This is a genomic window from Pasteurella oralis, assembly GCF_042681465.1.
Lineage (GTDB): Bacteria > Pseudomonadota > Gammaproteobacteria > Enterobacterales > Pasteurellaceae > Pasteurella > Pasteurella oralis.
In genome coordinates, this window is the sequence record NZ_JBHUFP010000004.1 from 404332 (window position 1) to 419905 (window position 15574).

Here is a 15574-nt window from a genome sequence, read left to right on the forward strand (position 1 = left end):
TAAAACAATGAAAAAATTCCGACTAAATTTTAATTAAAAAATACGCTATAAACCTGTACACTAACAAAATTCACAATCATCTTTACTTAAAGAGGAAATCATAATGTTAAAAAGAAGTATGAACATCGCTGATTACGATCCCGTTTTATGGCAAGCAATTCAAGATGAAAATCGCCGTCAAGAAGAACACATTGAATTAATTGCATCTGAAAACTATGCTAGCCCTCGTGTTATGGAAGCGCAAGGTTCTCAATTTACTAATAAATATGCGGAAGGTTATCCGGGTAAGCGTTATTACGGTGGTTGTGAGTATGCGGATATTGTTGAGCAATTGGCAATTGATCGTGCAAAAGCGTTATTCAACGCAGATTATGTCAATGTACAACCTCACTCAGGTTCACAAGCAAATGCGGCTGTTTATGGCGCATTATTACAACCACATGATACGATTTTAGGTATGAGCCTTGCACACGGGGGGCACTTAACGCACGGTGCATCAGTGAGCTTCTCGGGTAAAATCTATAACGCTGTACAATATGGTATCACTGCTGACGGTTTAATTGATTATGCAGATGTTCGTCAGAAGGCGTTAGAATGCAAACCCAAAATGATTGTCGCGGGTTTCTCTGCCTATTCTCAAGTCGTTGATTGGGCAAAAATGCGTGAAATTGCTGATGAAGTGGGCGCTTATCTTTTCGTTGACATGGCGCATGTTGCTGGTCTTATTGCGGCAGGTGTTTACCCAAGCCCATTACCACATGCACATGTTGTTACCACAACAACGCATAAAACTTTAGGTGGACCTCGTGGTGGTTTAATTCTTTCGGCAGCAAAAGATGAAGAACTGTATAAAAAATTACAAAGCTCGGTGTTTCCTGCTAATCAAGGTGGTCCATTAGTGCATGTAATTGCAGCCAAAGCAGTCTGCTTTAAAGAAGCACTTGAGCCTGAGTATAAAATATATCAGCAACAAGTGGTGAAAAATGCTAAAGCAATGGTAGACGTATTTAAACAGCGTGGTTATAACGTGGTTTCAAATGGTACAGAAAACCATTTATTCTTAGTGGATTTAGTCAGTCACGGTTTAACGGGTAAAGCCGCAGATGCGGCATTAGGTAGTGCAAACATTACGGTAAACAAAAATGCGGTACCAAATGACCCACAAAAACCATTTGTGACTTCAGGTATTCGTGTGGGAACACCTTCAATTACGCGTCGTGGCTTTAAAGAAGCAGAGTCTGCTGAATTAGCAGGCTGGATGTGTGATGTATTAGATGCGATGGGTAAGGAAAATGAAACACAAGTGATTGCGGAAACAAAAGAAAAGGTTTTAGCAGTTTGTCAGCGCCTTCCTGTCTATGCTTAATCTTTGGCTTTGGATGTTTATTTATTTCGCGGTGGCAAATGTCACCGCTTATTTTTTGATGTATAAAGATAAGCAGCATGCAATTAAACAACAATGGCGTATTGCTGAATACCTGTTTTGGCTACTTTGTCTTGTTGGTGGATTCATTGGTGTACACTTAGGCATACAACATTTTCAACATAAAACAACACAGCTTGCTTTTAAAAGTGCGGTCTGTTTTGCGGGAATTTTGTGGATTGTGCTTGTGCCGTTATCTTTTCTGATTTTGAACCATTAAAGCAAAATTTTGCTAAAACAGACCGCACTTTTGCTTAACATATAGCATCTTGTTTCTTCAATGGTAATTTCATCTTACTAGTCCATAGATTTATTGAAGTCGTCAAGCTGTATTATTATTTTAACTTGGTTGCTTAATAAAAAAGGTGAAACAGATGTTTCACCTTTTTCCGATTTAAAAACAATTTGTTATGGAATATCATCTAAATCATCGTTATCAATTTTTGGCGGTAACATATGTTCACGTTTTAAACCCAAATCATAAGCTAACGCGATAGCGACGAAGATAGAAGAGTAAGTACCAAAGCCAATCCCAATTAATAACGCAACAGAGAAGCTATGGATACTTGGTCCTCCAAAGACCAATAATGATACGACAACAATTACTGTTGTTGCTGACGTCATTAAGGTTCTCGATAAAGTTTGTGAAAGCGAAATATTGATAATATCAATGACTTCGGTACGTCTGATCTTACGCATATTCTCTCTAACACGGTCAAATACGACGATACTATCATTTAATGAATAACCCACAACCGTTAAGATTGCTGCAACGAAAGTCAGATTCATCTCAATTTGCAATAGCGAGAAGAAACCAAGTGTGACAATTACATCATGTGTTAGTGAAGCAACAGCACCAACAGCTAAACGCCATTCAAAGCGCATACCGATGTAGACTAGTAACATGAGTAAGGTAGCCAAAGTGGCATAAATAGCAGATTGTGTTAATTCTTCACCTACGTTTGGACCAACGAATTCAATACTGTGTACTGTCACATTTTTATCTACTGCAACTGCAAGCATTTCTTTCACATTGTTACCGATATTGGCATCACTAATTGCTGCGGGTAAGCGAATAATAATATCTCTTACACTACCTGAATTTTGTACGATGGCACCTTGAATACTATTTTGCTCTAAAGTTACTCGTACTTTATCTAATTCGGCTGGTTGTGAAAAGCTTATATCAATCACTGTTCCACCAGTAAAGTCTAGCCCCCAATTAAAGCCTTTAGTGACAATGAAGAAGATAGAGGCAACCATGACCAGCACAGAAACGAGATAGCCCCATTTACGAAAATCCATAAAGCGAATTAAACGATATGGTAGTTTGATATTTCCGACTTCAGAAGTTTCTTTTTTATTTGTAAATAAACTCACAATATCCTCGCTAAATCGACAATTTGTTTACGCGCTTGCCACCGTATAAGAAATTTACGATAGCGCGAGTGCCTACAATGGCGGTAAACATGGAAATACCTACCCCAAGTGCGAGCGTAATTGCAAAACCTTTGACTGGTCCAGCACCCACTGCATAAAGAATAATTGAGGTTAAAATAGTAGTTAAGTTTGCGTCAAAGATACTGGTAAATGCACCAGAATATCCTTCATGAATTGCTTGCTGGATTGGTCTACCATGGCGAATTTCTTCCTTAATACGCTCAAAGATAAGTACGTTCGCATCAATCGACATTCCCACCGATAATACAATACCTGCAATACCTGGCATAGAAAGGGTCGCACCTGGCAGTAATGACATTAAGCCAACGACTAACACAATATTCGCAATAAGTGCAATATTGGCAATCAGACCAAATTTACGGTAGTAAATGGTCATGAACACAATAACAGCCAACAGTCCCCAGAAGCTCGCTTCTAATCCTTGACGGACATTTTCTGCACCAAGTGATGGTCCAATTGTACGCTCTTCAACAATTTGGATTGGCGCAATTAAGGCACCAGAACGTAATAGCACCGCAAGATTTAATGCTTCTGCTGGGCTATCAATTCCAGTAATTTGGAATTGGCTACCAAAACGCCCTTGGATTGTTGCAACATTGATGACTTCTTCATGTTTTTCTAAGATAGCTTTACCGTTTTCATCTTTTTTACCACTGTCTTTATATTCAACATATAAGGTTGCCATTGGTTTTTTTAGATTCAAACGAGTCGCTTGTGACATGATTTCACCACCTTCACTGTCTAAAGTTACACTCACTTGTGGACGTGAAGTTTGTTGATCAATGCCTGAACTCGCATTAGTAATGTGTTCACCACCGAGTACTGCACGTTTATAAAGTACGACTGGGCGACCATGACGATCAAGTTTCACTTCAGAATCATTTGGTACAAAACCACGTGTTGCTGAATCAAGATTAACATTCTCATTGACTAAACGAAATTCTAACGTTGCTGTTGCTCCTAAAATTTCTTTTGCGCGAGCTGTGTCTTGTACACCGGGTAATTCAACCACAATGCGTTCTGCACCTTGGCGCTGAATAACTGCTTCAGAAACACCTAGCTCTGAAACACGTTTACGCAAAATAGTTAAGTTTTGTTCGATTGCACTTTCACGTGATTCACTCAATGCTGCCTCAGAAAGTTCTAGAGAAATAGTATTGTCTGAGATAGCTTTGATATCTAAATTGTGATGTTGTTTACGCAAGAAACGTTGTACATCGTCTAATTGTTCTGGTTTTAATAACGTGACTAAGGTGCTGAAATTATCACCCGATTTAATTGCAGTATATTGATATTTTTCTTTACGTAATTGAGTGCGTAACGCATCTTGTAGTTGTTCTTGACGCTTAGTTAAAGCAGAGTTCATATCAACCTCCATTAAGAAGCGAACTCCACCTCGTAAGTCTAGACCCCATTTCATTGGATAGGCACCTACTGAAGTTAACCATTTTGGTGTGGCAGGCGCAAGATTAAGTGCAACAGAATAACTATTGCCGAGCTTTTCAGACAATTTATCTTTGGCGAGAAGTTGATCGTCGGTATTGTGAAAACGTGCAAGAATAGAACCGTTTTCTAAGATAATTGATTTTGTTTCTAACTTATTTTGATTTAATAAAGCTTGTACTTCACTAAACACTTGTGTATTGGCTTCTTGTCCTCGCGTTCCTGAAACTTGAACAGCGGGATCTTCACCATAAAGATTTGGAAGAGAATATAAAACACCAATGGCGATCACAAGGATCACCATTAGGTTCTTCCAAAGAGGGTAACGATTTAACATAGTTTTCCCTTTAGGAATGAAAAAATTAAGATTTTAATGAGCCTTTTGGTAACACTGCAACAACGTAGTTACGGTTGATGGTGACTTCAGTAGAGTCATTTAATGCAATGATGATGCTGTCGCTATCTGGTGATACTTTGGTGATACGACCAATTAAGCCACCTGAGATTAATACTTCTGTACCTTTTGCTAACTCAGACATTAACTTTTTGTGTTCTTTATTACGTTTTGCTTGCGGACGATAAATCATAAAATAGAAAATCAATCCGAAGATCACGAAAATAAATAACATTGACATTGGACTACCTTGTTGAGCTTCCATTTGTTATTTCCCTTCTTAAAAGTAAAATTAAAACATAAATTTGACGAAAAAATCGCTTGCTAAAAATACCATAAAATCAGGTGAAGTGAAAGGAATTGGCATTATTTTTGAAGGGTTAGGCGATAAGCACAACGATTGATTTGTTCAATGTTCAGTAATTGATAATTTTGTTGCTGACAAAGTAATTTAATATCATTTATCGTGCTTTCATTATTAAGTATAAGCGTGAGCGTTTCTGCTGGATTAAGCTGCTTTAATGCTTTTTGGCTCATTAGCAGAGGTAAAGGGCAAGTAAATGAGGTTAAATCAAGAAAATAATCCATATTACTTGCCCTTTGCTTATTTTACGCAACGACGTGCAAACATGATTTTGCCCATACTATTTAATTCTTCAATAGATAAATACTGTTTACCCAGTTCAAATAGTGGTTCTTCAATTGCAATATGTTCATCATAGCTTGCAATAAATTTACTGATAAGCTCAACATCAATGTTGGCACGTTGATTGCTTAGCAATGCGCTCAATTGCACGGATAATTCTGCCCAATTTTGATGCAATAGGCTATGTTGCGCTGCTAATTTTTCAATTTCTGACCGCACTTGTGGGGCTTTTGCTAGTAATGCAGGAAAGAAATCATCTTCTTCATCTTGGTGATGTAATGGCGCAGATTGATTAAAATAAGTCAGAATTTGTTGGACATCATTTTTTACTGCTTGGTTACAGCCGTGTTCTGCCAAATAACTAGGTAATATACTCAATTGATGGCAAAAACGCTTGACTTTACTATGGCAAGCGTAAAGCATCTCAATCGGTTGCTCCCAAGTCACAAATTGTTGCGGTGACAGATTAAGCATGTTGAGCGTCCAATTGCATTGGTGGAACAGGTTTACCAATTTTAGCGTAAAATTCATGTACAAAATCATCAAAGCGATCTTGTTCGATAGCCTCACGAATTTGAGCCATTAAACGTTGATAATAACGTAAATTATGGATGGTATTTAATCTTGCACCCAGAATTTCATTGCACTTATCTAAATGGTATAAATAAGCTTTAGTGTAATTTTTGCAAGTATAGCAGTCACATTCAGGATCTAATGGCGTTGTATCATCGCGATATTTGGCATTGCGGATTTTGACAATGCCATTGCTGACAAACAAGTGACCATTACGAGCATTGCGAGTTGGCATGACGCAGTCGAACATATCTATTCCGCGACGTACGCCTTCGACTAGATCTTCAGGTTTACCAACACCCATTAAATAGCGCGGTTTGTCTGCAGGAATTTGTGGACAAACATATTCTAAAATGCGGTGCATATCTTCTTTAGGTTCACCAACAGCTAAGCCACCAACGGCATAACCATCAAAACCAATATTCACTAAGCCCTCTACTGAAACCTTACGCAATTCTTCATAAACGCCACCTTGAATAATACCGAACAATGCGTTTTTATTACCCAGTTCATCGAAGCGAACACGACTACGTTTTGCCCAGCGTAATGACATTTCCATCGATTTTTTGGCGTAGTCAAAAGTGGCTGGATAAGGTGTACATTCATCGAAAATCATCACAATATCTGAACCAAGATCGTATTGGATTTCCATCGATTTTTCTGGTGATAAGAAAATATGTTCACCATTAATTGGATTTTGAAATTTCACCCCCTCTTCAGTGATTTTACGTAATTTACCTAAGCTAAAGACTTGGAAGCCGCCTGAGTCAGTTAAAATTGGACGATGCCATTGCATAAAATCGTGTAAATCACCATGCTTGCGCATGACTTCTTGACCTGGGCGCAACCATAAATGGAAAGTGTTGCCTAATAAGATTTCTGCGCCAGTAGCACGGACTTCTTCTGGGGTCATGCCTTTTACTGTGCCATAAGTACCAACGGGCATAAAAGCAGGGGTTTCAACCGTAAAGGTTCCTTGCGGGCGTTCAAAAACAAGGCGTCCACGTCTTGCATTACCACTTGTTTTATCAAGTTCGTATTTCATTTAATTTCCTTTCAACGAATAAACAGTTCGAAGTGTTTTATGAATAAAAAAGCCTGTGTCAATAAACAGGCTTTATACTATGATTTTTTTCAATGTTCTGACTGGGTATAAGTGAGAACAGTGGTGGATCTGCTAAAATTTAGTTTGCCAATTGTTGCTGTTGGGTTGCTTTGTTTAGTTGATCCAAACGTTATATTTTTAATATGAGGATAAAAATATGAAACGCATAATTATGTTGCGCATTGTATGTGCTCAGTACGCATAAGTCAAATTTCCGCAGCCAACACGTATCGTCATTTCTATAACAACAATAGAGAGTAACAAAATTTAACTATATGGGATATATAGGTTTTTAGTCTTTAATATCGTCAATGTTTTTACACAATCAACACTAGTACATTAGAAATGAACCATAAGCAGTGGTCAACATTTAAGGTTTATGAGCTTGGGATGAGTCGGTATGTAAGATGATGATTCAATGGGTTAATTAGCCATCATTCGCTATTAATTGTATGATTTTATCGGCAATAAGCGTTGGATTTGCGGGTAGCGTTATATCCGCAGCTGATTGTAATGGTGCAAAATTACCAATGCAAACCGCATAAGTTGCATGTTGTAGTAATTCAAAATCATTGATGTCATTACCAAATGCAATATATTTTTCATGCCCGATTAATCTAGTTAACGTATTGTATTTGTTGATACGACTTGCAGTAATGTCCAGATTAAATGAGCCATTTTGTTCTGTATGTTCAATGATATTTAGATCTAACTGGCTGAGATTCTGCTTTAAAGAAAAGTAATGTGTTGTAGAAAGATTGAGCAATATTGTTTTGATGGGGTGTTGAATTGTAAAGAGCGGTCGGTTTTCAGCGAGTTTTGCACTGTCAATTTTATGCTCAATACTATGAGGTTGGCGAATACGTTTACTATAGTGCCAAAGATCATCTGCGAGGTAATCTAAATCATATTCTTGAATCCATTGCTTTATTTGATTGAAATCGTTATGCGCAATAGGATTATTGGCTTGAATTTGCTGGTTTACTTGTGTAATTGAACCATTACCACCAATTAATAAGGCTTGCTTTAGTTCAGTATTTAAAAGCGGGAGCAAATCTCGAATAGGACGGGCGGAAGCAAAAATCAGTTGATGATTTGTGATCATCAACTGTTCAAGGGCAATTTCAATTTCAGATGGGATATGTTTACCATCAAAGCAAATTGTCCCGTCCAAATCAAATACAAAAATCATTAATCTAATCCAGTGACATTCGGATTTTTGTTGATAAACATCGCATCGCCATAACTGAAAAAACGATAGCGATTTTCGACCGCACTTTGATAGGCTGTCATTGTATGTTTATAACCTGCAAATGCCGACACTAGCATAATTAATGTACTTTCGGGTAAGTGGAAATTAGTAATTAAGCAATCCACTACACGGAATTTTTTACCTGGGTAAATAAAAATTGAGGTGTCAGAAAAGTAAGGTGTAATTAATTGTGCACTCCCTTGTTGTTCGGCAGCCAAAGCAGCACTTTCTACGGAACGGACAGAGGTCGTACCTACTGCAATGACACGCTTACCCGCCCGTTTAGTTTCGATAATTGCCTCACAAACTTCGGCTGGCACTTCGACATACTCTGCATGCATTTTATGATCTTCAATTTGTTCAACACGCACAGGTTGGAATGTACCCGCGCCGACATGTAGTGTGACAAAGGCGAAATTCACTCCTTTGGCTTTTAGTTGTGCTAATAATGCATCATCAAAATGTAAACCTGCAGTTGGTGCCGCCACTGCACCGGGGACTTTGTTATAAACCGTTTGGTAACGTTCTTTATCGGCTTCCTCATCGGGGCGATCGATATAAGGGGGGAGAGGCATATGTCCAATTTGTTGTAGGACATCTAAAAGTGCGGTCTGTTTTTCTGTAATTTCGAGTTCAAATAAAGTGTCATGACGTGCGATCATGCACACTTTTACGCCATTATTTTCACCTAACTTATCTTCACCCAGCCAAAGTTGCGCCCCTTCTTTTGGCGCTTTTGAGGAACGAATATGAGCTAAAAATCGCGTGTCAGATAAAATCCGCTCTACCAAGACTTCTACTTTCCCCCCACTGGCTTTACGACCAAACATCCGAGCTGGAATAACTCGTGTATTGTTAAAAATAAGTAAGTCGCCTGCATTGATTTGATCAATGATATCCGCAAAAGTGCGATGTGAGATTTCACCATTTTCACCATTGAGTTGGAGTAAACGGCTAGATGTGCGTTCAGTTTTAGGATAGCGAGCAATAAGCTCATCAGGTAAGTTGAAATTGAAATCAGCAACACGCATAAAAATTGTTATCACAGTTATCTAAAAAAGGTGGGCGTAAGTCTATTGTGAATTCGGACATTGTACAAGGAAAAATCCAGTATTTTATGCGAAGAACTGATTTAGTCTGATGCAAGGCAAAAAAAAGCCCTTTCAATATGAAAGGGCAAAAATATATTTGGAGTCATACTTTTTAGGGTATGAGCAAGATTATATACATAAAAATAACAAATGCAACATTTTTTTAACAAAAATGAACTTCATCATATTTCAAATTTATAGAAATATGATTTGCTAAAAATTTATACGGAATTTGTATTGTTACTAATCAACGTGCGTAACTCTTCTTGGAATTGTGTGAGTGCTTGCTTGTTGGCAAAAAAGAACTGACTGTCTACATCTTCTACCTGCTTAATAGCTTGGATAAGTCGCTCTTTTCCTTGTGTTGTATTACAGATAGAGTAAGCTCTGGTATCATTTTTGCTTTGTACACGCACAATATAATGCTTTTTTTCCAACAATCTTACTGTTGAGGAAACTGTCATGACATCAATCATGGAAAAATCGGAAATCATTTTTTGTGTGATTTCATCCACTTTTTCGGACAATTCTTCGACTACAGCCAAAATAACAAATTGAGTATGAGTAAGATCTAAAGGTTGTAATACCTCTTTAATTTTTCTTTGCCATAACACGGTCGTTTGCCAAAACAAGAGTCCCGTGCTTTCCTCTGTCTTTTTGTAGTGAGAATATTTCATTCTTGATTTACCAAGTGAATTAAGTTTTGTAAGCTCTCAGTTAAGTCATGGGATAATTTATTACCAAGCATTTTTGCTTGTTGTTCATCTTCACTTTGAATAATCACTTTATGATAAATGATTATGTCATTGTTTTTTTGTTCTAATCGATGAACGAAATTAATACAAAGATTACCTAATTCTGCTTTTGTAGTAAAACTTTTATTCGGTGTGCATTCAATAATAGTAAAAGGAATACTCATCTTATTTTGCATATACATGACACCATCAGTGCCATTTTTGAATGGACCAGAAAGACTAACTGAGCGAATTGTTTTATCCCAATGCGCCCATTTATTCACATTCACATATAATTGCCAAACGCTTTCGGCTTTGGCTAACCCTTTGATATTTTGCTCAAATTCAAACATGTTACTCTCCTCGTGTTTATTGTGTACGTTTGCTTATTATAAGTTAACTTATAATAAGTATTTTTATTATGTGGGAGGGAGTTGTTATTGTCAAATGTCATGTTTATTTTTTATGACTAATACAAAGCAAAAGCATGCAAATGAATGCATGCCTTTGGTTTATATTGAATAGAGAGATTATGCGCTGTGAGGCTGACGAGTATTGGTATTGACTAAATTACGCATGAGCAGCGCATAATCTAATTGTACATCTTCTGGTACGTCTAAGAATACGAAATGTCCATCACCTAAACCAGCTTCCACTTGTTCATTTTTACGGTTGAGCATACGTTGAATTTTAAACACAATATTACCTTTCGGTGTCATCATTTCCACTTCATCGCCAAGTAAAAATTTATTTTTGACGGCCACTTCTGCCATGCCTTGTACGTTACGTTTGCCTGTAAATTCACCAACGAATTGTTGGCGTTCAGAAATCGAATAACCATAGTCATAGTTCTGATATTCATCATGTGTATGACGACGTAAGAAACCTTCGGTATAGCCACGGTGTGCAAGAGATTCTAGCGTATGCATCAGACTTTCATCAAATGGTTTACCTGCCACCGCATCATCAATCGCTTTGCGATACACTTGTGCTGTTCTTGCGCAGTAATAGAAAGATTTAGTCCGCCCTTCAATTTTAAGTGAATGTACTCCAAGTGCGGTCAGTTTTTCCACATGTTGTACAGCACGTAGATCTTTGGAGTTCATGATGTAAGTACCATGTTCATCTTCGAAGGCCGACATTTGCTCTTCTGGGCGTTGGCTTTCTGCAAGTAAGAATACTTTGCTAGTGGTATCACCTTCACCAAGGGTTGGTGCGACATTTTTCACTGGAATTTCTTCGCCCACATTGACAATATTGCCGATGTCATCTTCTTTCGCTTCTGTCACGCTATATTCCCAACGGCACGCATTGGTGCATGTGCCTTGATTTGGGTCACGTTTATTAATATAACCTGACAGCAAACAACGCCCTGAATACGCCATACATAATGCGCCGTGGACGAATACCTCAATTTCCATATCGGGTACTTGCTGGCGAATTTCAGCAATTTCATCAAGTGAAAGTTCACGCGATAGAATCACACGAGTCAAGCCCATTTGTTTCCAGAATTTCACTGATGCCCAGTTAACTGCATTTGCTTGTACAGAAAGATGAATGGCTACTTGCGGAAAATGTTCACGCACCAACATGATAAGACCGGGATCGGACATGATAAGAGCATCAGGTCCCATTGCGATCACGGGTTCTAAATCACGAATAAATGTTTTTAATTTTGAATTGTGTGGTGCAATATTAACCACAACATAGAATTTCTTGCCTAGCGCATGGGCTTCATCAATCCCAATTTTTAAATTAGCATGATTGAATTCATTATTACGTACACGCAAGCTATAGCGTGGTTGCCCTGCATAGACGGCATCTGCACCATAAGCAAACGCATAGCGCATGTTTTTTAATGAGCCAGCAGGTGAGAGTAGCTCTGGAGTGAAAGTTGTCATCGTTTTTCCGTTAGTCTGATTACAAGTCAGGTATTCACTGTAGTGAATAATTAAAGGGCAATATTGTAGGAGGATTTTGTACTTTGTAAAGTAGAAAGCTTTAACTGAGATAAAAAGCGCGGTCTATTTTAAAAATTTGGCAAAAACAGACCGCACTTTTGCTTACGGCACAACAGATTGATTCTCTTGTTCTAATGTTGATGGCAATTCAGAACTTGACTGTTCAAAAGAAGAAGATGATTCATCGTTCGTTTTTGGCTCTGGTGATGAATTGAGTTTATTCATTATGTCATCAAATGGTTGGTCATTAACTGTTTTAACATCATCTTGTTGCACATAATGCATGACATAACTATCATTTTGTTCGATAAAATAAGGCGCGAGTTGATCATTTGGTTTAACGAAAACATGTAACATATCCCAAACGCGTCGCTCTTTAGAGTCTATTTGAAGCAACGTTTGAGCGTCTTTGATCAAGCCTTTTGCAAGTGTTAATTTAATATCCACATTCGCATTCATCAAGTTGGGTAGCATATCGATAATATTGAAAGACATCATTTCATTTTCAGATGGCATAAAGCCAATGGTGAAGTTAGCACTAATCGGATAAGCTTGGCTGTTAGGTAATGTATCCAAAGCAGCTTTAAGTTCTGCATTGTGAATTGTTGGTGCCGTTTCTTTGATAAAACTTTTTTGCCATTTTTGGTAGGTTTTTTCTGAAAGATAGAATACACACAACATTCGATAACTATTGTCATAGCATAAGTCTAATGGTGAAGGTGTTGTACGCGGTGATAGACGAAATGGGACTCGATTACTCAAATCGTTGACTTGTAATCCGAGAGCGTTATCGACAAATTTTTCAATAGAAAACGTCGAGGTATAGCCATATTTAGCTTGCTGTTGGTCCTCAAAATATGTCATGTTGAGCTTGTCGAACGCCAATTTTTTTTCTGATTTTGTATTGGCATAGCTCAGTGCATCTATATTGAGAGTAAATTCACGTTTTTCGTTAAAATTATCTAAGCTTTGTTTTAATTTTTCAATGAAAACGGGATTATCTTTCTCTGGGAAGGTCTTCATTGTTGACGTATTTTTAAATAGATCAGTATAGAATGGGAGCAAACTTAAGCGATCAGTTAAGTTTATTTGATCGAGTTTATGTGTTGCAGATAATCCTTTGATTGTTAATGCTTCTTTTCCATCTCCGTCTAGTATGATTTGTTTAGCATTGAGTGCTAGTTCTGCATTAATATTTTGGCGATCTTTATTATTTGCTTCAAAAGAGAGAGCAAGATCTTTTAGTTTTAGAAATTTATTTTGGTGAGGATTATCTGGCAGACTTAATGCTTTCATCGTCACTTTTGCTTCGACAGTATCATTATTAAATAGCGTATCAATGAGTAAATTAATGGCCTCTGGTAAGGTTTTATTTTCTTCAATGATATTGCTGAATTCACGGTAGAAGCTTAGACTATTGGGAATTTGTGTATGTTTAGATGAGAAAACAAATTCATCAATGTCAGTTTGATCTTGTTCTGAACTTTTATTTTTGTTTGAGATATTGATTTTTTTGCTATTAAATTCTGTACTCAAATCATAATGTTGTTCATTTAAGGATTTACTCAGTGAGTAGTTCAGCTGTTCTAGTTTAATATTGGTATTTTCGCCATTTAATAAGTAAATGTCTGCGCTTTTTACTTTTAATTCTAACTCAGCCAGATCATATTGGTGATCACCAGTTGGAATTAACACATATTGCCCAGTTAAGCCGTCGAATTTCGTTTTGGCATCATAGTTAAAGCCAGAAAGCTGACTTTGGATTTCCATTGATTTTGTTTTTGCCGCATAGTTAATATGAATTTGTAGATCTTGTGGTTTGTTCGCGAGATCTCTAAATTGGGTCACGATGTTGGACTGTAAATAATCACCGACGACAGAGAATTTGCTGTTAATACTATTTTTATCAATAGTGATATTGAGTTTTTTATTTAACTCGCTAATAAGTGGTTCAGGGACATGAGATTCAGCAATAATCGTAAAAGGAAGTGCGGTGAGTTTTGTTGAAATAATATCTGTTTTACGTTGTTTATCATCTTCAAGACTAAAAACTAACTCGCGTTGGAAAAAATTCGCATTTTTTTCCGTCACATGTAATGTTAGCTGATCTTTTAAATGGTAAGGAAAACTTTGTAAACTGCGATTAATTTTATGATTAGTGTAATATTGTGCCGTAATAGCTAAGGCAAGCGTAATACTGGATAAAATAAGGGTGATTTTGGCTTTTCTCTTCATGTTTTCCCTACTCCGTCTGTTTCGACGTGATTTACATAATGCAAAGTATAACCAATTCATATTGTGAGTACAAATTCCAGTACTCAGTTCGATTATGAATCGAATTCATTGATTGAATGAAATTTTTTAGCATTGACATAATCGCTTTTTCTCTTTAATTTAGCCATATAGACATCTAAAAATAATTTTGTTCATGAGGTGAATGATGAGTTACGCGAAAGAGATTGATACACTTAATCAACATGTTGCAGATTTAGACGGGAGGATCAACGTATCCTTTGAGTTTTTTCCACCTAAAAATGAAAAGATGGAAACGATTTTGTGGGATTCTATTCATCGTTTAAAAGTGCTTAAACCTAAATTCGTTTCGGTGACTTATGGGGCGAATTCAGGTGAGCGCGATCGTACGCATTCAGTCGTGAAAAATATTAAGCAGTTAACTGGATTAGAAGCAGCTCCTCACTTGACTGGCATTGATGCGACGGCAGAAGAATTAATTGAAATTGCTAAAGATTATTGGAAGAGCGGTATTCGTCGTATTGTTGCATTACGTGGTGATGAGCCAGCAGGCTATGTGAAAAAGCCATTTTATGCGGCTGATTTAGTCGCATTATTACGCTCTGTAGCCGATTTTGATATTTCAGTTGCGGCTTACCCTGAAGTCCATCCAGAAGCGAAATCTGCTCAAGCAGATTTGATTAATTTAAAACGTAAAATTGATGCAGGGGCAAACCATGTGATTACTCAATTTTTCTTTGATATTGACAGTTATTTACGTTTTCGTGACCGTTGTGCTTCAATTGGTATTGATGCGGAGATCGTACCGGGAATTTTACCTGTCACTAATTTTAAACAGCTGGTTAAAATGGCAGCACTCACTAATGTCAAAATTCCTGCTTGGTTGGCTAAAAACTATGAGGGTTTAGATGATGATCAAACAACACGTAACTTAGTCGCTGCGAGCGTGGCGATGGATATGGTGCGTGTACTTTCTCGTGAAGGTGTGAAAGACTTTCATTTTTATACGTTAAACCGCAGTGAATTGACTTATGCAATTTGTCATACACTCGGCGTACGTCCAACAGAATAGGATAAAAGAGCGGTCTGTTTTAACAAAATTTTAGTTGTTAATGCTAAAAATAAGACTTAAAAATTCAATATTTGTGTTTTATGCTAAAATTTTTTTAGAAAATAGATAAAAATGCTATTTTGAATGTCACAAATAGAAAAATTGTAATCTATGTATAGCCATATTT

15 protein-coding genes are annotated in these 15574 nt (G+C 37.2%); 3 read left to right on the forward strand and 12 right to left on the reverse strand.

Features of this window, described 5'->3' with window-relative positions:
* Nucleotides 1-103 precede the first annotated feature (103 nt).
* Both glyA and ACFSAV_RS03695 read left to right on the forward strand, forming a co-directional pair.
* On the forward strand, nt 104-1366 hold the full coding sequence (gene glyA, locus ACFSAV_RS03690) for a serine hydroxymethyltransferase (RefSeq protein ID WP_379096299.1): 1263 nt from the start codon (nt 104-106) through the stop codon (nt 1364-1366).
* Nucleotides 1367-1379: 13 nt separating this feature from the next.
* Complete coding sequence (locus ACFSAV_RS03695) at nt 1380-1643, forward strand: DUF1294 domain-containing protein (protein WP_379096302.1); 264 nt, start codon at nt 1380-1382, stop codon at nt 1641-1643.
* A 188-nt stretch (nt 1644-1831) separates the two neighbouring features.
* Here the strand turns inward: ACFSAV_RS03695 and secF are convergent, their stop codons facing one another.
* From secF to ACFSAV_RS03755, 12 genes are all read right to left on the reverse strand, one after another.
* Nucleotides 1832-2803, reverse strand: coding sequence for a protein translocase subunit SecF (secF, locus tag ACFSAV_RS03700; protein ID WP_379096305.1), 972 nt, complete (start codon nt 2801-2803; stop codon nt 1832-1834).
* A gap of 10 nt (nt 2804-2813) precedes the next feature.
* A complete protein-coding gene (secD, locus tag ACFSAV_RS03705; RefSeq protein ID WP_379096308.1) occupies nt 2814-4664 on the reverse strand; it encodes a protein translocase subunit SecD in 1851 nt (616 codons plus the stop codon).
* Nucleotides 4665-4689: 25 nt separating this feature from the next.
* Nucleotides 4690-4986, reverse strand: coding sequence for a preprotein translocase subunit YajC (gene yajC, locus ACFSAV_RS03710; RefSeq protein WP_101774741.1), 297 nt, complete (start codon nt 4984-4986; stop codon nt 4690-4692).
* 101 nt (nt 4987-5087) lie between these two features.
* Nucleotides 5088-5309: a sulfurtransferase TusA family protein gene (locus ACFSAV_RS03715; RefSeq protein ID WP_101774742.1), complete on the reverse strand. Its 222-nt coding sequence runs from the start codon at nt 5307-5309 to the stop codon at nt 5088-5090.
* Nucleotides 5310-5325: 16 nt separating this feature from the next.
* Nucleotides 5326-5841 carry a hemerythrin domain-containing protein gene (locus ACFSAV_RS03720; RefSeq protein ID WP_379096311.1) on the reverse strand — a complete coding sequence of 172 codons (516 nt, stop codon included), beginning with the start codon at nt 5839-5841 and terminating at the stop codon, nt 5326-5328.
* A complete protein-coding gene (gene tgt, locus ACFSAV_RS03725) occupies nt 5834-6985 on the reverse strand; it encodes a tRNA guanosine(34) transglycosylase Tgt (RefSeq protein ID WP_379096314.1) in 1152 nt (383 codons plus the stop codon). Before tgt ends, ACFSAV_RS03720 begins: the two co-directional genes overlap by 8 nt.
* A 487-nt stretch (nt 6986-7472) precedes the next feature.
* Entirely contained in the window at nt 7473-8237 is a 765-nt protein-coding gene (locus ACFSAV_RS03730; RefSeq protein ID WP_379096317.1) for an HAD-IIB family hydrolase, read from the reverse strand.
* Nucleotides 8237-9328 carry a tRNA preQ1(34) S-adenosylmethionine ribosyltransferase-isomerase QueA gene (gene queA, locus ACFSAV_RS03735; RefSeq protein ID WP_379096320.1) on the reverse strand — a complete coding sequence of 364 codons (1092 nt, stop codon included), beginning with the start codon at nt 9326-9328 and terminating at the stop codon, nt 8237-8239. The genes ACFSAV_RS03730 and queA overlap by 1 nt, the downstream gene beginning before the upstream one ends.
* Nucleotides 9329-9609: 281 nt before the next feature.
* Complete coding sequence (locus tag ACFSAV_RS03740) at nt 9610-10065, reverse strand: MarR family winged helix-turn-helix transcriptional regulator (RefSeq protein ID WP_379096323.1); 456 nt, start codon at nt 10063-10065, stop codon at nt 9610-9612.
* The gene (locus tag ACFSAV_RS03745) at nt 10062-10475 is read right to left on the reverse strand and encodes an SRPBCC family protein (RefSeq protein WP_379096326.1); all 414 of its coding nucleotides are present in this window, start codon (nt 10473-10475) and stop codon (nt 10062-10064) included. Before ACFSAV_RS03745 ends, ACFSAV_RS03740 begins: the two co-directional genes overlap by 4 nt.
* A 177-nt stretch (nt 10476-10652) precedes the next feature.
* Complete coding sequence (gene trhP, locus ACFSAV_RS03750) at nt 10653-12023, reverse strand: prephenate-dependent tRNA uridine(34) hydroxylase TrhP (RefSeq protein WP_379096329.1); 1371 nt, start codon at nt 12021-12023, stop codon at nt 10653-10655.
* Between the two features lie 162 nt (nt 12024-12185).
* A complete protein-coding gene (locus tag ACFSAV_RS03755) occupies nt 12186-14318 on the reverse strand; it encodes a hypothetical protein (protein WP_379096332.1) in 2133 nt (710 codons plus the stop codon).
* Between the two features lie 205 nt (nt 14319-14523).
* Here ACFSAV_RS03755 and metF point away from each other — a divergent pair, with 205 nt between their 5' ends.
* The gene (gene metF / locus ACFSAV_RS03760; RefSeq protein ID WP_101774751.1) at nt 14524-15408 is read left to right on the forward strand and encodes a methylenetetrahydrofolate reductase; all 885 of its coding nucleotides are present in this window, start codon (nt 14524-14526) and stop codon (nt 15406-15408) included.
* The last annotated feature ends 166 nt before the right edge of the window (nt 15409-15574 follow it).